15 protein-coding genes are annotated in these 17,319 nt (G+C 58.0%); 7 read left to right on the top strand and 8 right to left on the bottom strand.

Annotated elements, in window-relative coordinates; translation table 11 throughout:
- Nucleotides 1–56: 56 nt before the first annotated feature.
- The 5 genes from ACVWYU_RS12430 to ACVWYU_RS12410 all read right to left on the bottom strand — a co-directional run bounded on the left by ACVWYU_RS12430 (nucleotide 57) and on the right by ACVWYU_RS12410 (nucleotide 7,656).
- Complete coding sequence (locus tag ACVWYU_RS12430; protein ID WP_457372785.1) at nucleotides 57–2,867, bottom strand: FAD-binding and (Fe-S)-binding domain-containing protein; 2,811 nt, start codon at nucleotides 2,865–2,867, stop codon at nucleotides 57–59.
- The gene (locus tag ACVWYU_RS12425; protein WP_390958665.1) at nucleotides 2,864–3,535 is read right to left on the bottom strand and encodes a LutC/YkgG family protein; all 672 of its coding nucleotides are present in this window, start codon (nucleotides 3,533–3,535) and stop codon (nucleotides 2,864–2,866) included. Before ACVWYU_RS12425 ends, ACVWYU_RS12430 begins: the two co-directional genes overlap by 4 nt.
- The gene (locus tag ACVWYU_RS12420) at nucleotides 3,535–4,989 is read right to left on the bottom strand and encodes a LutB/LldF family L-lactate oxidation iron-sulfur protein (RefSeq protein ID WP_457372784.1); all 1,455 of its coding nucleotides are present in this window, start codon (nucleotides 4,987–4,989) and stop codon (nucleotides 3,535–3,537) included. The genes ACVWYU_RS12425 and ACVWYU_RS12420 overlap by 1 nt, the downstream gene beginning before the upstream one ends.
- Nucleotides 4,986–5,810 carry a (Fe-S)-binding protein gene (locus tag ACVWYU_RS12415; RefSeq protein ID WP_457372783.1) on the bottom strand — a complete coding sequence of 275 codons (825 nt, stop codon included), beginning with the start codon at nucleotides 5,808–5,810 and terminating at the stop codon, nucleotides 4,986–4,988. The genes ACVWYU_RS12420 and ACVWYU_RS12415 overlap by 4 nt, the downstream gene beginning before the upstream one ends.
- A gap of 151 nt (nucleotides 5,811–5,961) precedes the next feature.
- Nucleotides 5,962–7,656, bottom strand: coding sequence for a lactate permease LctP family transporter (locus ACVWYU_RS12410; RefSeq protein ID WP_457372782.1), 1,695 nt, complete (start codon nucleotides 7,654–7,656; stop codon nucleotides 5,962–5,964).
- Nucleotides 7,657–7,919: 263 nt separating this feature from the next.
- On the opposite strand from ACVWYU_RS12410, the gene ACVWYU_RS12405 reads away from it, so the two are divergent.
- The gene (locus tag ACVWYU_RS12405) at nucleotides 7,920–8,687 is read left to right on the top strand and encodes an FCD domain-containing protein (RefSeq protein WP_090315870.1); all 768 of its coding nucleotides are present in this window, start codon (nucleotides 7,920–7,922) and stop codon (nucleotides 8,685–8,687) included.
- 159 nt (nucleotides 8,688–8,846) lie between these two features.
- Here the strand turns inward: ACVWYU_RS12405 and smpB are convergent, their stop codons facing one another.
- Complete coding sequence (gene smpB / locus ACVWYU_RS12400; protein ID WP_090315874.1) at nucleotides 8,847–9,329, bottom strand: SsrA-binding protein SmpB; 483 nt, start codon at nucleotides 9,327–9,329, stop codon at nucleotides 8,847–8,849.
- Between the two features lie 118 nt (nucleotides 9,330–9,447).
- On the opposite strand from smpB, the gene ACVWYU_RS12395 reads away from it, so the two are divergent.
- Genes ACVWYU_RS12395 through ACVWYU_RS12385 form a run of 3 tightly spaced genes read left to right on the top strand, consistent with a single transcriptional unit; the run spans nucleotide 9,448 to nucleotide 11,600 of the window.
- Nucleotides 9,448–10,851 carry a sodium-dependent transporter gene (locus ACVWYU_RS12395; RefSeq protein WP_457372781.1) on the top strand — a complete coding sequence of 468 codons (1,404 nt, stop codon included), beginning with the start codon at nucleotides 9,448–9,450 and terminating at the stop codon, nucleotides 10,849–10,851.
- A gap of 7 nt (nucleotides 10,852–10,858) precedes the next feature.
- Nucleotides 10,859–11,293, top strand: a complete 435-nt coding sequence (locus tag ACVWYU_RS12390) for a type II toxin-antitoxin system RatA family toxin (protein WP_390958673.1) — start codon at nucleotides 10,859–10,861, stop codon at nucleotides 11,291–11,293.
- Entirely contained in the window at nucleotides 11,286–11,600 is a 315-nt protein-coding gene (locus ACVWYU_RS12385) for an RnfH family protein (RefSeq protein ID WP_248914307.1), read from the top strand. Before ACVWYU_RS12390 ends, ACVWYU_RS12385 begins: the two co-directional genes overlap by 8 nt.
- Nucleotides 11,601–11,660: 60 nt before the next feature.
- Here ACVWYU_RS12385 and ACVWYU_RS12380 read toward each other — a convergent pair whose 3' ends face one another.
- Nucleotides 11,661–12,194, bottom strand: a complete 534-nt coding sequence (locus ACVWYU_RS12380; RefSeq protein WP_247257608.1) for an outer membrane protein assembly factor BamE — start codon at nucleotides 12,192–12,194, stop codon at nucleotides 11,661–11,663.
- 97 nt (nucleotides 12,195–12,291) lie between these two features.
- On the opposite strand from ACVWYU_RS12380, the gene fur reads away from it, so the two are divergent.
- On the top strand, nucleotides 12,292–12,696 hold the full coding sequence (gene fur / locus ACVWYU_RS12375) for a ferric iron uptake transcriptional regulator (protein WP_003197684.1): 405 nt from the start codon (nucleotides 12,292–12,294) through the stop codon (nucleotides 12,694–12,696).
- A gap of 75 nt (nucleotides 12,697–12,771) precedes the next feature.
- Here fur and recN read toward each other — a convergent pair whose 3' ends face one another.
- Nucleotides 12,772–14,445 (bottom strand): DNA repair protein RecN, encoded by a 1,674-nt coding sequence (recN, locus tag ACVWYU_RS12370; RefSeq protein ID WP_390958675.1) that lies wholly within the window; start codon nucleotides 14,443–14,445, stop codon nucleotides 12,772–12,774.
- Between the two features lie 241 nt (nucleotides 14,446–14,686).
- Between recN and grpE the strand changes: the two genes are divergently transcribed.
- The gene (gene grpE / locus ACVWYU_RS12365; protein WP_090315897.1) at nucleotides 14,687–15,253 is read left to right on the top strand and encodes a nucleotide exchange factor GrpE; all 567 of its coding nucleotides are present in this window, start codon (nucleotides 14,687–14,689) and stop codon (nucleotides 15,251–15,253) included.
- 102 nt (nucleotides 15,254–15,355) lie between these two features.
- Complete coding sequence (gene dnaK, locus ACVWYU_RS12360; protein ID WP_090315900.1) at nucleotides 15,356–17,272, top strand: molecular chaperone DnaK; 1,917 nt, start codon at nucleotides 15,356–15,358, stop codon at nucleotides 17,270–17,272.
- The last annotated feature ends 47 nt before the right edge of the window (nucleotides 17,273–17,319 follow it).

The following is a 17,319-nucleotide window of genomic DNA, read 5'->3' as shown; positions in this document are numbered from 1 at the left end:
GTCGGTTCTGGCAAGAAACAAAAAGGCGCCTGAATGCGCCTTCCTTGAGGTCTTGCTCAGGTCACCCTAGCCTGGGTAACGCGGTCCACCAGATAGACTAGCCCGTGGTAATCAATGCCGCCATGTTGCGACAGCCCGATCTCACAGGTGCGGCTGGTCGATATCCCCTCGCTGCACTGCTGTACCGCGTCCTTGAGCGTTCTTAACGAATGAGCGTTCAGTTCCGGCGTGGTGAAACCCTTGTCGCCGGCAAACCCGCAGCAATGAATGCCTTCAGGAATGATGACGGTTTTGCTGCACTTGCGTGCCAGATCAATCAACGCATGGCTCTCGCCCAAGTGCTGGGTGCTGCAAGTGACGTGTACGGCAATCGGCGCCTCCTGCGGTGTGAAATCCAGGCGATCCATCAAATGCGTGCGGATGAAGCGCACCGGGTCATATAGGTCCAGTCGAACTTCGCCCAAGTCTTGAACCAGCCGTAGCGTACAGGGGCTGGTGTCGCAATAAATCGGATCGAGCCCTCCGCGACTGGCGTGCAGCAAGGCGCCAATCAGTTCCTGTCGTTTGTGTTCGGCTTGTTCGGCATAGCCCTTGGAGGCGAATGGCTGGCCACAGCAGAGATTGTCCAGATTGTCCGGAAAGATCACTTGGTAACCGGCTTTTTCCAGCAGTCCGCGGGTTTTGTCGTACAGCGACATCTGCTCTTCATCACCTGCCGCCGGGCCCATGACCCGCGACACACACGCTGCCAGGTACACCACCCGAGGGCGTTCGTCCGACACGGTCGGGCTGAAGCGAATGGCTTTTTCCGGCTGTGGCATGGCGTTGGTCCATTGCGGGACCTGCCCTTTGGACAGTTTTGTCAGCGTCGCCGACAGCTTCGCCAGGCGCGGCGCTCCCAACAGCATCCGGGCGCCGTTAGCGACGTGCAGTGTGAAACGTGCACCTTGCAGCGCCGTGGCGAAATTGCCTTCCAGCCAATTGGCGGTTTTCTTATGCGTGGCGTGGCGTCCGCGAAGCTTTTTCACCAGCTCGCCGGTATTGATGCCTACAGGGCAACGCTGTGCACAGAGCCCGGTGGCGGCGCAGGTATCGATACCTTGATACTCGTAAGCCGCTTCGAGTTCGGTGGTGTCCACGCCCGCGCGTTTCTTCGCCTGAATGTCACGCCAGATCACGATGCGTTGGCGAGGGCTGAGGGTCAGGCCTTTCGACGGGCAAACCGGTTCGCAGAAACCGCATTCGATGCACTTGTCCACAATCTCGTCGGCGGCCGGCAAGGGCTTGAGATGCTTGAGGTGGATCTGCGGATCTTCGCTGAGCACAACGTCCGGGTTGAGAATGCCGTTGGGATCGAGCAGGCGTTTGAGTTGCCACATCAACTGATAGGCATCGCTGCCCCATTCCAGTTCGACAAACGGTGCCATGTTGCGCCCGGTACCGTGTTCGGCCTTCAGCGAACCGCCAAACTCCACCGCAACCAATTGCGCCACGTCATCCATGAACGCCTGATAGCGTGCGACTTCTTCCGGGTTATTGAAGCCTTGGGTGAAGACGAAATGCAGATTGCCTTCTAGCGCGTGTCCGAAAAGGATCGCTTCGTCGTAGTGATGTTTGTCGAACAACTCGATCAGCCGGTTCACGCCGATGGCCAGTTGTTCCACCGGGAAGGTCACATCCTCGATGATCACCGTGGTGCCGGTTTTGCGCACCGCACCGACGGCGGGGAAGGTGTCTTTGCGGATCGCCCAGAGACGGGCGTTTTCCAGTGGGTCTTCGGTGAAATCGACCTGTTTCTCCACCGGGAACGACGCCAGGGACGCCATGATCTGCGCCAATTGTTCATGCAGCAGTGTGGACGACGCGGCGCGGGATTCTATCAGCAGGGCGCAGGCGTTATTCGACAGCTGCTGTACGAAAGCCGGCATGCCGGGCTTGTTCTGTACCGAGCGCAAACTGCGGCGGTCCAGCAGCTCCACCGCCGACACCGGTTGGCTTTTGAGCACGGTAACCGCGTTGCAGCAGGTTTCCACATCGGGAAACACAATCAGCGCCGAGGCCTTGTTCGGGTGATCGATCACGGTGTCGTAAGTCACGGCACTGATGAAACCGAGGGTGCCCTCGGAGCCCACCAGCAAGTGGCTCAAGATATCCACAGGCTCGTCGAAATCCACCAGGGCATTGAGTGACAGGCCGGTGGTATTTTTCAGGCGGTATTTGTGGCGAATCTTTGCTGCCAGTTCGGTGTTTGCGCGTGTCTCGCGACCCAATGTCGCCAAGCGCTCCAGCAGCGCTGCATGGCTCTGGCGAAACGCCGCGACGCTGGCGGCGTCTTCGGTATCGACTCGACTGCCATCGGCCAGCACCAGCCGAATCCCGGCCAGTGTGTGATAGGTGTTTTGCGCCGTGCCGCAGCACATGCCGCTGGCGTTGTTGGCGACGATGCCGCCGATTTTGCAGGCATTGATCGAGGCCGGATCAGGGCCGATTTTGCGCCCGAACGGTGCCAGCCAGGCATTGGCCTGGGCGCCGATCACACCGGGTTGCAGGCGGATTTGTGTGCCCTGGCCACGGATCTCGCGACCGTTCCAGTTATCCCCAAGCACGATCAGCACCGAATCGCTGATCGCCTGGCCAGAGAGACTGGTACCGGCAGCGCGGAACGTCACCGGCACTCGGTCACGCTGGGCCATTTTCAGCAGCGTGACGACTTCTTCTTCGGATTCGACGCGAATCACCAGCTGCGGAATCAGTCTGTAGAAACTGGCATCGGTGCCGAAGGCCAGCGTCGACAACGGGTCGTCGAAGCGTCGTTCCCGGGGAATCAGTTGCTGTGCATCACGCAGAAAAGCGGCCGGTAGACTCATTGGTCCTCCAGGATCAATACCACCAGGTCTTTCGGGCCGTGGGCGCCGTAGGCCAGCACCTGCTCGATGTCGGCGGTTTTCGAAGGGCCGGACACCAACAGAGCATTGGTCGGCATGCCCTGGGCCCATTCGAACTCTTGCTGTACCTGATAGAAGTTGTCGCGAATTGCGCTGGCCTTGAGCAGGGCGAAATGCACCGGTGGCGCGAGGCTCATTAGTCGCGGCTCCTCCCGGGTCGGCCAGAGAATCAAGCTGCCTGTGGCAGCGATTGCGCCGAGGGTGGTGGTGAGACTCGCAGGTGTGTCATTGAACAGTTCGGCTTTCCATTCCTCTACCGGACGGTCGTAGGCCTTGAGTGCCGGCAGGTGCGGATTATTCGCCCAGTGTTGAGTGATGCGTTGACCATGAACGGTGGTTGGCGCGATCAACAGGCTTGGCAACTGACGGTCCCCCAGAAGTTTTGCCAGCAGCGCTGGCCAGTCTTCGTCGGTTGTCAGATGGATTTCCGTGTGCACCGCTTCCATCAATTTGCGCAATTGAGCGATGCGTTGCTCGGGCGCGTAGGTGTAGGGCTGTGTCACCAGATCGACGTCGAAGTTGTCGGCAACCGGCGTAGTGCCTGTCAGACTTTTACGCAGTTTGGCGAGGATGTTTTGCTTGGCGCTCATCAACGATCTCCCTGTTTGGCCAGATGCTCGCGGGCCATGTCATGCAATGAGCGGGCGGCGGGTTTCGGTGCGCTGTGGTTTTGTGTCCACGGACCGACATTGTTCGGTGTGAGGGCACGCAGCCGTGTGGCGAAGAATCCGAACAGGCGATACAGCGTCGGCGAACTGTTGAGCTTCGCCCAGGCGTTCCAGATGAGTCGCTCTTTGCGCGAATACTTGCTGCCCTGGCCGCGCATTACTTGGTGGGGGCTGTCCGGGGCTTTGACGTTTTCCTCCCGCAGGCGACGCAGCAATGAAGGGATCGGTATCTTCACCGGGCACACTTCACCGCAGGCACCGCATAAAGAAGAGGCGCTCGGGTGGTCCGGGACTTTCGCCAGGCCGACCATGTGCGGGGTGATGATTTTTCCGATGGGGCCAGGGTAAACCTCGCCATAGGCATGGCCGCCGATTCGGGTGTAGACCGGGCAGTGATTCATGCAGGCGCCGCAGCGAATGCAGTTCAGGGTCTGGCGCAATTCGCTGTCGGCAAAGGCCTGGCTGCGACCGTTGTCGAGCAAGACCAGGTGCACTTCCTGCGGGCCGTCGAGTTCATGCGCCTTGCGAGGGCCGGAGATCATGTTGACGTAAGTGGTGATCGGAATGCCCAGGGCCGAGCGGGTCAGCAGCGACAAGAGCGGCACCACGTCGCGCAGGTTTTCCACGACTTTCTCGATACCGGTGACGGCGATATGCACCGGCGGCACGGTGGTGGTCATGCGGCCGTTACCTTCGTTTTCCACCAGCAACAGGGTGCCGGTTTCGGCCACGGCGAAGTTGACACCGGAGACGCCGATGTCCGCCTCGAAGAATTTCTGCCGCAGGACCCTGCGACCGATCTGAATGAGTTGGTCAACGTCCTTGGTGTATTCCACGCCAAGTTTGTCGTGGAACAAGGACGCGACCTGACCGGCATTCTTGTGGATCGCCGGCATAATGATGTGTGAAGGCTTCTCGTTGTCGAGCTGGACGATGTATTCGCCCATGTCCGATTCAAGGCATTCAATGCCCTGATCAGCGAGGAAATGGTTCATCTCCATTTCTTCGCTGACCATCGATTTGCCCTTGATCACTTGCCGCCCCTCGTGAGCGCGGATGATCGAGAGGACGATGCCATTGGCTTCGTCCACCGTTTCCGCCCAGTGCACTTTCACACCGTTGCGGGTCAGGTTCTGTTCAAGTTGCTCGAGCAGGTCGGGCAGCTTGGATAATGCTCGGGCACGGACAGCGTTGCCCAGCGCTCGCAAATGTTCTCTTTCATTGGCATCGCTGAACGCCGCTGCCCGTTTGGTCATCAGTGAATCCATCGCCTTGCGAAAGTTGTTTCGCAATTGCGCGTCACCCAGCGCCTGGTGAGCACGGGTGCGAAAATCTTCTTCTACGGCAATCGTAGGAATAATCGTGGAAGTGCTCATTGGGCACCTCCGGTACGCTGCCAAAGGAAGGTGGCCAGGTGTTGGCCGCGCAGCGCTTCCTTTTGTTTTTCCAGCGAGCCATTGATGTTCATCAGGCAACCGCAGTCGGCACTGAGTACCTTGTGCGCACCGGATTCCTTCAACGACCGGGTCTTGTCGGCCACCATCGCGCCGGAGATGTCTGGCATACGGACGCTGAAAGTCCCACCAAAGCCACAGCATTCACTTTCGTGGCTGTGCTCGACTCGCTCTACATTGCTTAACTGCGCCAGCAACGCGCGGCCATGCAAATGGGTGTTCATTTCCCGACGTGCCGAGCACGAAGTGTGCAACGCCACTTTTACAGGCTCGCCGCTGTCCTTGAGCTGCACCTTGCAGACATGCAGCAGGAATTCGGCGAGTTCGTAGGTTCTGGCAGCCAGTGCCTGAACCTGTTTCAACGTTTGCGGTTCGTCCTTGAACAAGTCGGCATAGTGTTCACGCAACATGCCTGCGCAAGAACCGGATGGCACCACCACCGGATAATCCCCGGCAAACAGCGCCAGTTGCGAGCGTGCCACAGTCCTTGCCTGCTCGGTGTAACCCGAGGTGTAGGCCGGTTGGCCGCAGCAACTTTGCCCTTGCGGGTACTCGACACGGATGCCTTCGCGTTCCAGCAAGTGGATCGCGTCCATTCCGGCTTCCGGGTAGAACAAATCCACTACGCAGGTCCCGAACAGGTAGACCCTTTGCGGTTTCTCGCTGGGGTATTGCCGAGGCTCGGGCAGTGGCGGGGCGACACGGGTCGCATTCGGCACAGCGTTGTAAAAGAGTTCGCTCATCAGGCGTGTCTCCGGGTGATCCCGGTTATCCGTCCGCTGAGGCTGCTGAATATAGAGAGTGATTCTTTCAGCAGCCTTACAGACCGGGTGGTGAATAGCTGACGCCGGAGTCGTGGTCCGGCGTCGGTTTTTTCCATGCCGCTTGTGGCGTTTAGTGCACCAGCATGCCGGTGAACCAGTAGGCCTGGCCCAAGGTGATCAGGCCGACGATCGTTGCAAAGAATAGGCTGTGCTTGAGGGTGAAGCGGAACAGATCCGACTCTTTGCCCACCAGGCCAGTCGCGGCGCAGGCCACGGCGATCGATTGTGGCGAGATCATCTTGCCGGTCACGCCGCCGCTGGTGTTCGCCGCGACCAGCAAGGTGTCGTTAACGCCGATCTGGTGCCCGGTGGTCGCCTGCAACGAGCTGAACAGGGCGTTGGACGAAGTGTCCGAACCGGTCAGGAACACACCGAGCCAGCCGAGGAATGGCGAGAAGAACGGGAACGCGGCGCCAGTGGCGGCCAATACCAGGGCCATGGTCGAGGACATGCCCGAGTAGTTGGTGACGAAGGCGAAGGCCAGCACCATGCCGATGGACAGGATCGGCCAGCGCAGCTCGTAGAAGGTCTCTTTTAAAGTGGTCAGACCAGTTTTGATGTTGATCTTCAGAATCAGCATCGAGATCAGCGCCGAGAAGAAAATCGCCGTACCGGTCGCGGAAATCGGGTCAAGCTTGAATACCGCCGGGATAGCCGTGGGCGCTGCCACGATCGGTGCAACCTTGATCACCATTTGATCCAGGTGCGGAATGGCGAAGTTGAACACCCAGCTGTACATCGAACCGCCGGCGGCGAACATGGCCTTGAACGGTTTCAGGGTCCAGATGGTGACCAGTACGGTCAGGATCAGGAACGGCGACCAGGCTTTGAAAATTTCACCCAGGCTGTAAGGCGAAGCCACGGTGGTGCGCTTTTGGCCAAAACCACCGGTGCTGGCGGTAACCACGGACGCCGAAACGGCGCCGACGATGTGTTGGCCGGCGGCGCGCTTCGGCTGCCAGACTTTCAGAAACAGGGTTAGTGAAACCAGGGAAACCAGCGCCGAGGTGATGTCCGGCAGTTCCGGGCCGATGAAATTGGAAGTGAAGAACTGGGTGACGGCAAAGCTCAGGCCGGCCACCAGTGCGGCTGGCCAGGTCTCACGGACGCCGCGCAGGCCGTCCATCATGAACACCAGCCAGAACGGCACGAACAGCGACAGCATGGGCAGTTGGCGGCCGGCCATGGCTCCGATCTTGAACGCGTCGATGCCGGTCACTTGCCCGGCGACGATGATCGGGATGCCCAGTGCGCCGAACGCCACTGGAGCGGTGTTCGCGATCAGGCAAAGGCCGGCGGCGTACAGCGGATTGAAGCCCAGCCCTACCAGCAGCGCGGCGGTAATCGCGACTGGCGCGCCAAAACCGGCTGCACCCTCCAGGAAGGCACCGAAGCAGAAGCCGATCAGCAGCACTTGCAGGCGCTGGTCGTCGGTAATCGACAACACGGAGCTGCGGATGATTTCGAACTGCCCACTTTTGACCGTCAGTTTGTAGAGGAAAACGGCGGCCACGATGATCCACGCGATCGGCCACAGACCGTAGGCGAAGCCATACCCGGCGGCGGCGAATGCCATGTCGACCGGCATCTGGAAGGCAAAGATTGCCACCAGAATCGACAAGGCCAGGGTGATGCTGCCAGCCACGTGGCCTTTGAGGCGGAAGACGGCCAGGGCCAGGAAGAAAAACACGATGGGAATAACGGCCGCGAGGGCGGACAAGCCGAGGCTGCCGAGCGGGCTGTAGAGCTGTTGCCAGGTTTGCATATGGGGTGGCCCCTAATTGTTGTTGGTCAGGCACTGATCAGCGTTCTTGGCTAATTGGTAATACCAATTTACAATCGCTGTTGGCTAGGGTAAAAGCCTTGTGGGCGGTGTGTCAATTTGCCGCTCTAAAACTTTTGTCGAATGCCTGCGTGTTCAGGTCGTCTGGTCTGTTCAAGCAATTGCTGTCTGGCAGGTGTCGGCGCTGCGCCGATAGGCCAGAATAGAGCCCCGGCGAGTCGTCGGGATCGTGGAGAAATTGAGTTATGGGGTTTGATCAGATTCGGCAGCGCCGTTTGTCTGACGATATTGTCGAGCGGCTTGAGGGCATGATCCTTGAGGGCACGCTGAAGGCGGGTGAGCGCTTGCCAGCTGAGCGCGTATTGGCCGAACAGTTCGGCGTGTCACGCCCTTCGTTGCGCGAGGCCATTCAAAAACTGGCGGCCAAGGGCTTGCTCGTCAGTCGGCAGGGTGGCGGCAATTATGTGGTGGAATCGCTGGGGACGACCTTCAGTGATCCATTGCTGCATCTGCTGGAAAGCAATCCTGAAGCGCAGCGCGATCTGTTGGAGTTTCGACATACGCTCGAAGCGTCCTGCGCCTATTACGCTGCGTTACGCGCCACGGATGTTGATCGTGAGCGGTTGACGGCGGCGTTCAACGAATTGCAGGACTGCTATTCGCGTCACGATGACGTAAGTCGCGCGGAAGAGGGCGCGGCAGATGCGAAATTCCATCTGGCAATCGCCGAAGCCAGTCACAACGCCGTGTTGTTGCACACCATTCGTGGGTTATTCGATCTGCTCAAGCGCAATGTGGTGACCAACATTGGCGGCATGTACAAGCAGCGCACGGAAACCCGGGACATGCTGATCACCCAGCATCGCGAGTTGTACCAGGCGATTGTCGAAGGTCGTGCGGAGCAAGCGCGGGAAGTCTCCAGTCGACATATCCTGTATGTGCAGGAAGTGCTGGAAGAAGTGCGTCAGGAAGTGCAGCGCGTAGCTCGGGCGGAGCGGCGCAAGGGGATGTAACGGTTGCAATGAGATTCAATGTGGCGAGGGAGCTTGCTCCCGTTGGGGTGCGAAGCGGCCCTGGCTTTTGGCGTAGTCGTCACGAGTGCATTGGCGACGGCCGCGCAGCCGGGCGGGAGCAAGCTCCCTCGCCACAAAAGCAGTGATCAGGTCGGAAGATTAATCTTCCTTGCCCTTGTTGCGCACCGCGCGCTGCAACTCGCGGCCGGCATCGCGCTCACGCTCGGTATCACGCTTGTCGTATTCCTTCTTGCCCTTGCCCAGAGCGATCTCGCACTTGACCATGTGCTTGCTCCAGTACCAGGACAGGCATACGCAGGCGTAACCCTTTTGCTGCACAGCGGCAGACAGCTTGTCCAGCTCGCGCCGGTTCAGCAGCAACTTCCGGGTGCGGGTCGGGTCAGCGATGACGTGGGTGCTGGCGGTTGTCAGGGGCGTAATGTGACTGCCGAGCAGCCAGGCTTCGCCATCCTTGAGCAGCACGTAACTGTCGACCAGTTGCAGCTTGCTCGCCCGCAGACTTTTTACTTCCCAGCCGGCCAGGACCAGTCCAGCCTCGAACCGATGTTCGATGAAGTAATCGTGCCGCGCCTTTTTATTTTGCGCGATGGTCCCTGTTGGGTGTTTCTTCTGTTTAGCCATAGGGGCGGCATTATAGGGAGTTGCACGCGAGTCGGCTACGGTGTTGCTGCGTGCTTGAGCAGGTTGATTGAATCCCGGACAATGCGCGCTCTTTTTTGAATGCTTGGTCGTAATAACGATGTCGACAGACAAGGTTTCTGTCCACGGCAGTTGGGCTAGCCGCTGGGTCTTCATACTCGCCGCGACCGGTTCGGCCGTTGGCCTGGGTAGTATCTGGAAATTCCCGTACATGGTTGGCGTCTATGGCGGCGGCGCCTTCGTGCTGATGTTCCTGGCCTGTATTGCGCTGATTGGAGTGCCGGTCATGCTGGCGGAAACCCTGATCGGCCGGCGTGCCCGGCAGAGTCCGGCCAATGCGCTGAAGGTGCTGGCGCAGGAAGCCGGGCATTCGGGTAAATGGTCCTGGGGGGCCTTTGCCGGCATGATCACGGCGTTGTTGATCCTGTCTTTCTATAGTGTCGTGGGCGGCTGGTCGCTGGATTACATCGTCGAAATGGGCCGGGGCGACTTCCAGGGTGTGACACCGGATCAGGTGGGCGCCTACTTCGGTAATGTGATCGCCGATCCATGGCGTCTGACACTTTGGCACTCGATTTTCATGCTGCTGTCAGCTCTGGTGATTGCCAAAGGGGTGGTAGCAGGTCTTGAACGCAGTCTGCGGATCATGATGCCGCTGCTGTTTGTGATGATCCTGGTGTTGCTGGGCTACAGCATGACGACCGGGCATTTCATGGAAGGCGTGCATTTCATGTTCGACTTCCATCCGGAAAAGGTCCTCGATGGTTTGTTGCCAGCCATGGGGCATGCGTTCTTTTCCCTGAGCGTCGGTGTGGGTTCGATCATGATTTATGGCGCTTACATGCCGAAGCATTCGTCGATTTCCGGGACTGTCGTTGGCGTGGCGCTGCTCGATACCTTCGTTTCGCTGGTGGCCGGTCTGGCGTTGTTTCCGATTGTGTTCGCCGCAGGCTTGAATCCAAGCGAAGGCCCCGGCCTGATGTTTGTAAGCTTGCCATTTGCCTTTGGTAACGTAGTCTTCGGCCAATTGATGGGCGTAGTGTTTTTCGTACTGGTAGCGATTGCGGCATGGAGTTCGGCCATTTCGCTGCTTGAGCCGATGGTGGCGTACCTGGTCGAACGGACGAAAGTCAGCCGCGCCTGGGTAACCTTCTGGCTGGCGTTCACCTGCTGGTTTGTCGGTCTCGGTACGGTGTTCTCGTTCAATATCTGGAAGCAAGCCAAGTTTTTCGTGAGCGAAGGCGGTTTGTTCCACCTCTACCAATGGGGAGCCGCGGGCGGTCTGGATTTTTTTGGAGTCATCGATTTCTTCACCTCACGGATCATGTTGCCACTCGGTGGTTTGTGTTTCGTGGTGTTTGCAGGCTGGGTGATGGGGCGTGAAGCGGTGCGCGACGAGTTGTCGATCCGCAACCCTGCGTTGTTCGCCCTGTCCTTGTTCTTGATGCGCTATGTGGCGCCCATCGGCATTCTCGTAGTGTTTGCCGCACAGCTGTGGAAGTGACGCTGACATGACGACACATATTTCACGTTCGGCCTTGCTGCCCTATCCGGCGCAAGCGCTTTATGACCTGGTCAACGATGTGGCGCGGTATCCGGAATTCTTGCCGTGGTGCTCAACGGCCGAAGTCCTGGAAAGCTCTTTCGAGCATATGCGTGCCAGTGTTGGAGTGGCCAAGGGTGGGCTAAGTCAGCATTTCGTGACGCGTAACACCCTGGTTCCCGGTCAATCGATTGAAATGAATCTCGAAGAGGGGCCATTCACTCAGTTGCACGGTATCTGGGTGTTCAAGCCATTGGGCGAGAAGGCCTGCAAGATCAGTCTGGACCTGTCGTTCGACTACGCAGGGCCGATTGTTCGGGCGACTCTGGGCCCGCTGTTCAATCAGGCCGCCAACACGCTGGTGGATGCATTCTGCCAGCGGGCCAAGCAAATGTATGGATGAGGTGCTGATAGAGGTCGAGGTGGTGTATGCCGCTGTTGATCGGCAACTGCTTCTGTCGGTGTCAGTGCCAACCGGAACGACCGTCAGGGCGGCATTGCTGGCATCGGGTATAGGTCTGGCTTTTCCGGAGCTGGACTTGACCGAGTGCCCGGTGGGCATCTTTGGAAAGGCGTTAAACGATTCTGACAGTCGTCCGGTTCAACCGGGAGATCGAATCGAGATTTACCGATCGTTGCTGGCGGACCCGAAAGAAGTTCGCAGGTTGCGTGCAGCCAAGGCTGCCGAGGCCAAGGCGCGGAATCAGTGAGGCGTTTAAATTTCACGCAATAAAAAACCCGGCATGCCGGGTTTTTTATTGCGTTGCAGATTATTGCGGCGAAGTATCCAGAGGTTCTGGCGTCGGGACCGGAGCGGTCTCTACACCGTCAACGTCCTTCTGGATCTGGTCCAGTAGCGAGCCTGGCTTGACCGGTTTTTCAGGTTTTGGTTTCGGCTTCTCGGTGTTTTCTACAGGGGCAGCCACTGTCGTGGCGGTGTCCTTGCCGAGAATCGCCTCGTCGCGGCTCATGCCCGGCATGAAGTCTCCGGAGAGGCTGACAAGCTGGTCATTTGCGTTGAAGATGACGCTAATGCGTTCTTGTTGGCGTTCACCACCACCCGGTTGCAGGCTATACAGATAATCCCAGCGATCGGCGTGGAACGTGTCGGTCAGCAGAGGGTTGCCCATGATAAACCTTACTTGCTTACGGGTCATTCCCGGGCGTAACTGGTCTATCATGTCCTGCGTGACGACATTGCCCTGCTGGATGTCGATTTTGTAAACCCCGGGGAATGAACAACCGGCGAGTGCGAGCAGTCCCACAAAGGTGAAACTGGTTAGCAAGAGCTTGGTGTTTTGCATCGGTGGGCGACTTCCACTATCTTGGCTGGGACAACGTAAACGCCGATCATACCCGCATTAAGAGAAGCTGCGAAGCAGCATCGCGAGAAAGCTGACCATGGTTGAAAATAGCGAACTACGCAAAGCCGGCCTCAAAGTGACCCTTCCACGGGTCAAAATTCTGCAAATGCTCGATTCCGCCGAGCAGCGTCATATGAGTGCTGAAGATGTCTACAAGGCACTGATGGAGGCTGGCGAGGATGTCGGTTTGGCCACGGTTTACCGTGTACTGACTCAGTTCGAGGCGGCTGGCCTTGTGGTGCGGCACAACTTCGACGGAGGCCATGCGGTCTTCGAGCTGGACGACGGCAAGCATCATGACCATATGGTTAACGTCGAGACCAGTGAAGTGATCGAGTTCTTCGACGAAGAAATCGAGCGCCTGCAGAAAGCCATCGTCGACAAATATGGCTTCGAAATGGTTGATCACAATCTTGTGTTGTATGTACGCAAGAAAAAGTAATCAAGTCGCGCGAACCTGAGGTTCGCGAAACGAACGAAGGCGACCCAAGGGTCGCCTTCGTGCTTTCTGCCGAACTTAAATCTTCGCGGTTACGACCATTTTCCTGGCGTGAGCCAGGGATTCCTTGGTGAGGTCGATACCTCCCAGCATCCGTGCGACTTCTTCGACACGATCATTTTTACTTAGTCTGGAGACGGCGGTGCGGGTGGCGTCTTCGCCGCGCACCTTGTGGACAAACAGGTGTTGATGACCTTGTGCTGCTACTTGTGGCAAGTGGGTAACGGTCAGAACCTGTCCTCGTTCCCCCAGTCGACGTAGAAGCTGGCCGACGATTTCGGCTGTCGGTCCACCGATGCCCACGTCCACTTCGTCGAATACCAGGGTGGGTACGCGGGAGGTTTGTGCGGTGATCACCTGAATGGCAAGGCTGATTCGGGACAATTCGCCGCCCGACGCTACCTTTGCCAGTGCTTTTAAGGGCTGCCCGGGGTTGGCGCTGACCAATAGCTCGACCTGTTCAAGTCCGTTGGGCAGCAGTTCGTCACCGCTATTGGGGCGTAGCTCAATGGTAAAGCGACCACCCGGCATTCCCAGTCGCTGAATTTCCTGCTCTACAGCGCTCGCCAGGCTGCTTGAGGCCTGGTGGCGCAGGTCGCTTAGCTCTCGGGCTTTTTCCTGGTAGTGACGCGCATAAGCGGCCAACTCATCGCTCAGTCGTTCGATGGATTCGTCGTTGGCATTCAGCGTTTCAATCTCATCCAGTAGCTTTTGTTGCATCTCGGCGACTTCGGTCGGCTGGATGCGGTGTTTACGCGCCAAGGTGTAGATCGAATCAAGTCGTTCTTCGAGATATTGAAGACGCGATGGGTCGGCGTCGAAATTATCAAGGAAGCGATTCAGTTCGCCGACGGCTTCTTCGACCTGGATTTGTGCACTGGTCAACAGGCTGCTGGCCTCGCCCAGAGCGCCAATCGAGTTGTTCACGCTCGACAGGCGGTTGAGACTGGCGGTCAGGGCATTCAAGACATTGCCCGAATCGCTTTCGCTGCACTGTTCGACGACTTGCCGGCAGATGCCCAGCAAGGTTTCAGCGTTGGTCAGGTTCTTGTGTTCCTGCTCCAACTGCTCCAGTTCATTGTCGCCAAGGCCCAGGTTTTCAAGTTCTTCGAGTTGATAGCTGAGCAATTGATGGCGAGCTCGCTGCTCATCGCCTGAGTTGGAAAGGCGTTCCAGTTCCTGGCGCGTCTGGCGCCAGCGTTGGGCCGCCAGCTGTACCTGGCGGGCAAGATCCGTGGCGCCGGCGTACTCGTCGAGCAGGCGACGGTGGGTATCGGTCTTGAGCAGGGATTGGTGTTCATGCTGGCTGTGGATATCGATCAGCAGTTCACCCAGTGCCTTGAGATCGCCCAGTGGGCAGGGTGTGCCGTTGATGTAGCCACGCGAGCGTCCTTCCGCGGTGATCACGCGGCGCAAGATGCACGGGCCTTCATTTTCAAGGTCGCGTTCGGCAAGCCAGGTACGTGCTTCCGGAATGTCGACCAGATCGAAGGTGGCAAGGATATCGGCCTTGTCTGCACCGGGTCGGACCACACCGCTGTCGGCGCGATCGCCCAGGGTCAGGCCCAGGGCGTCCAGCATGATCGACTTGCCGGCGCCGGTTTCTCCTGTGATCACGCTCATCCCGCGATCGAGTTCGAGATCGAGATGTTCAACGATGGCGTAGTTATGTACTGACAGGTGCACCAGCATGAAGGCCGCTCCCAGGCATTAGGTCTGGTTATTTATACAGTGTTTTGTTTCTGGCTGACAATGCCCCTCGTTAGCTCGATTTGCTTGATCCGACGAAATCGTTAGTGCGTCCCGGAATGACAATGCAGGTGTTTTTGTAGGGTTAATACGCGGACACCCCTTGAAGCAGGATTTTGCGGCCCCATATAGGTGGGCAGAAGCGCGAGTTAAGGCTCGCGGACGATATTGAAAGGAGAATTCTATGGCTGACGAACAGACAGTGGATACGCAAAATCTAGACGCCGATCAGGCCTCCCAAGCCTCGGGTGATGACCTGACGGCTCGTGTACAAGTGCTCGAAGAGCAACTGGCAGGTGCGCAGGATCAGGCTTTGCGTGTAGCCGCCGATCTGCAGAACGTCCGCCGTCGCGCCGAACAGGATGTAGAAAAGGCTCACAAATTCGCGCTGGAAAAATTCGCCGGCGACCTGCTGCCGATCATCGACAGCCTGGAGCGTGGCCTGGAGTTGTCCAGTCCGGATGACGAAAGCATCCGTCCGATGCGCGAAGGCATCGAGCTCACCCTGAAAATGTTCCAGGACACCCTGAAACGTTATCAACTGGAAGCGATCGATCCGCACGGCGAACCGTTCAATGCCGTTCTTCATCAGGCAATGGCGATGCAGGAAAGCGCCGACCTTGAGCCGAACAGCGTGCTCAAGGTGTTCCAGAAGGGCTACCAGCTCAACGGACGCCTGCTGCGCCCGGCGATGGTGGTGGTCAGCAAGACGCCGGCGCCTGTTTCGCCTTCGATTGACGAGCAGGCTTGAAATTAGCCGCAAGGCCCCCATTTAGAAGTCAAGTGTTTAATTGCTACCGCAGTTAGCCACCACTGCTGCGGCAACCAAATCCAAAGTTTCGGGAGAGTGAACATGGGCAAAATTATCGGTATCGACCTGGGGACTACCAACTCCTGCGTCTCCGTACTTGAAAACGGCGTAGCGAAAGTTATCGAAAACGCCGAGGGCGCGCGTACCACGCCGTCGATCATCGCTTACGCCAACGATGGCGAGATCCTGGTTGGCCAGTCGGCCAAGCGTCAGGCAGTGACCAATCCGCACAACACCCTGTACGCGGTGAAGCGTCTGATCGGTCGCAAGTTCGACGAAGAAGTCGTACAGAAAGACATCAAGATGGTCCCGTACAAAATCGCCAAGGCTGACAACGGCGACGCCTGGGTTGAAGTGAACGGCCAGAAAATGGCTCCGCCACAAATCTCGGCTGAAATTCTGAAGAAGATGAAGAAGACCGCCGAAGACTACCTGGGCGAGTCAGTGACTGAAGCGGTGATTACCGTTCCGGCCTACTTCAACGACAGCCAGCGTCAAGCCACCAAAGACGCCGGCCGCATCGCGGGTCTGGACGTAAAACGTATCATCAACGAACCCACCGCAGCTGCGCTGGCTTACGGCATGGACAAGGCCAAGGGCGATCACACCGTGATCGTTTACGACTTGGGCGGCGGTACTTTCGACGTTTCCGTAATTGAAATCGCTGAAGTCGATGGCGAGCACCAGTTCGAAGTGTTGGCCACCAACGGTGACACCTTCCTGGGTGGTGAAGACTTCGACATTCGTCTGATCGACTACCTCGTCGACGAATTCAAGAAAGAAAGCGGCATGAACCTCAAGGGTGACCCGCTGGCGATGCAGCGCCTGAAAGAAGCTGCTGAAAAAGCCAAAATCGAGCTGTCTTCCGCTCAGTCGACCGACGTGAACCTGCCTTACATCACTGCAGATGCGACCGGTCCTAAGCACTTGAACGTGAAAATCTCGCGCGCCAAGCTGGAAGCGCTGGTTGAAGACCTGGTTCAACGCACCATCGAACCTTGCCGCATCGCTCTGAAAGACTCCGGTATCGACGTTGGCGCCATCAACGACGTGATCCTGGTGGGCGGTCAGACTCGTATGCCGCTGGTGCAGAAGCTGGTTACCGAGTTCTTCGGTAAAGAAGCTCGTAAAGATGTTAACCCGGACGAAGCGGTTGCCATGGGTGCTGCTATCCAGGGCGCGGTATTGGCCGGTGACGTGAAAGACGTTCTGCTGCTCGACGTCAGCCCGCTGACCCTGGGTATCGAAACCATGGGTGGCGTGATGACTGCGCTGATCGAGAAAAACACCACGATTCCTACCAAGAAATCGCAAGTGTTCTCGACTGCCGACGACAACCAGGGCGCCGTGACCATTCACGTGCTGCAAGGTGAGCGTAAGCAAGCGGCACAGAACAAGTCCCTGGGCAAGTTCGACCTGGCCGAGATTCCACCAGCGCCACGTGGCGTGCCGCAAATCGAAGTGACCTTCGACATCGACGCCAACGGCATCCTGCACGTAGGCGCCAAAGACAAGGCCACTGGCAAGACTCAGTCGATCGTGATCAAGGCCAACTCCGGTCTGTCCGATGAAGAGATCGAGCGCATGGTGCGTGATGCCGAGGCCAACGCCGAGGAAGATCGCAAGTTCGAAGAGCTGGCTGCTGCTCGTAACCAGGGCGATGCACTGGTTCACTCGACACGCAAAATGGTGGCCGACGCTGGCGATAAAGTGAGTGCCGAAGAGAAGACTGCAATCGAAGCGGCTGTAGTTGCTTTGGAAGCCGCTGTTAAAGGTGACGACAAGGCTGCGATCGAAGCCAAGGTTGAAGAGCTGTCCAAGGTCTCCGCGCCAGTGGCTCAGAAGATGTACGCCGAGCAGGCTCAGCCAGCTGAAGGCGCTGCACCGCACGCTGAGTCGGCTGGAAAGGCTGATGACGTCGTCGATGCTGAGTTCGAAGAAGTCAAAGACCACAAGTAAGTTGTTGGTCGGCCGGTTGACTGCCTTGAGGCGGTGACTGGTAGGAT

The organism is Pseudomonas sp. TE12234 (assembly GCF_054061835.1).
The sequence above is the reverse complement of the archived record's forward strand: the minus strand, read 5'-3'. Positions and strand labels throughout refer to the sequence as shown.